Source organism: Bradyrhizobium sp. UFLA06-24, from assembly GCF_054967145.1.
On sequence record NZ_JADFUE010000179.1, the window covers coordinates 1 to 1,602 of the forward strand.

Below are 1,602 nucleotides of genomic sequence, written 5' to 3' on the forward strand. Positions count from 1 at the left end.
AAGGTGGACTTCTCTTGCTTCGGGTATCATCCCGACCTTGAATCACGACTCACGTTCCAAGAAAAGTGGGTACTAGTCAGGCTCCTGGTCGGCCTGGGGCTTCGGTTCGCGCAGCACGATTTTACCCAAAACGGCCAAGCCGGGCGCGATCACGATATTGAAACCCTTGCCGTCATCGTTCGGCCAAGCGGCGCCGATCCGCGTCCATGTAGAATTTCGGCCGTCACCGGCCACAGCGAAGGCATCGTGCGTGGGCTTTCGACTTTCAGACATGAGGTTTCCTTTTCAAAACGAGGGATGTTCATCATGACCGACAATCCGCGCCAGGGCTCGGCGCGGGATGACTTCTTTCGGGCCTCGGCGCTGCAACTGCTGACGGCGTTGATCGCCGATGTCTGTTTGTCCGGTCATACGGAAAAGAAGGATCAGCACCTCCGCCAGGTCCGCGCCAACCTGTCGGAGCCGGAGCCGAAGTTGCGCCAGCGGCTTCAGACGATTTACGACAACTCCGAGTCCGGATTCGTGAAGGAGAATGTCGCGCCCTTCATCGCCATGACGCCAGAGACCTTCAGCGGCGTCTACGCCAATGCGGTGAAGGAAACCCACTGGCTCTCCTATGGCAACTATGCCGCCCTGGTGTCCGGATCGAGCTTCACGACGGCCGAGCTCGCGGAGGGCCGGACGGACGTCTTCATCAATCTCGACCTGAAGACCCTGGAGAACCATGCCGGCCTCGCCCGCGTCATCATCGGCTCGCTGCTCAACGCCATCTACAATCGCAATGGCGAAGTGACCGGCCGGACCCTGTTCCTACTCGATGAGGTCGCGCGTCTCGGCTACTTACGCATTCTCGAAACCGCGCGTGATGCGGGGCGCAAATACGGCATCACCCTCTTGATGCTCTACCAGTCAATCGGCCAGATGCGCGAGGCCTATGGCGGCCGCGATGCCACCAGCAAGTGGTTCGAAAGCGCATCCTGGATCTCCTTCTCGGCGATCAACGACCCCGAGACGGCGGACTACATCTCCAAGCGCTGCGGCGACACGACGGTCGAGGTCGATCAGCTGAGCCGGTCCTCGCAGACGTCGGGTTCCTCCCGGACGCGGTCCAAGCAGCTCGCGCGCCGGCCGCTGATGCTGCCGCATGATGTCTTGCGCATGCGAACCGACGAGCAGGTCATCTTTATTGCGGGCAATCCACCGCTGCGATGCGGACGCGCCATCTGGTTCCGGCGCACCGACATGCGCGCCTGCGTCGGCGAAAACAGGTTCTATCGGAGAGACGCTGGTCGGCGTCGCTGATTATCGCGAACGCGGCGATGAGAAAGACGTGGGCGGCATACAAACGACCGGCTGGTTCCCAGGCAGAGAAAGAAAGGGCGTACGTGGAAGGGCAGTATTGTCTGGGAACGGAAAGCCGAGACGGAGCGCATCCAGCAACGACGGCATACCGGGCTCGATGCTCGGCTCGTCGTACGAGCCGGCGCATCATCTCGCCCGCCACCTGTAAGCCGCCTAATTTTTGATCCAGACGTAGGGCTCCACGCTGTTGATTTTGCAGGTGGCGATGAGCGAAGCTATGCGCGCCCATGAACGACCACC

Annotated in this window: 2 protein-coding genes and 1 pseudogene; 1 reads left to right on the plus strand and 2 read right to left on the minus strand. The window is 61.0% G+C overall.

Annotation, left to right across the window (positions count from 1 at the left end):
• Positions 1-72: 72 nt before the first annotated feature.
• Positions 73-273, minus strand: coding sequence for a hypothetical protein (locus IF809_RS38495; protein WP_035666406.1), 201 nt, complete (start codon positions 271-273; stop codon positions 73-75).
• Between the two features lie 27 nt (positions 274-300).
• On the opposite strand from IF809_RS38495, the pseudogene IF809_RS38500 reads away from it, so the two are divergent.
• Positions 301-1,302, plus strand: a pseudogene (locus tag IF809_RS38500) (type IV secretory system conjugative DNA transfer family protein); the annotation flags it as partial.
• Between the two features lie 213 nt (positions 1,303-1,515).
• Here the strand turns inward: IF809_RS38500 and IF809_RS38505 are convergent.
• Positions 1,516-1,581, minus strand: coding sequence for a transposase domain-containing protein (locus tag IF809_RS38505; RefSeq protein ID WP_143279800.1), 66 nt, complete (start codon positions 1,579-1,581; stop codon positions 1,516-1,518).
• Positions 1,582-1,602: the final 21 nt, after the last annotated feature.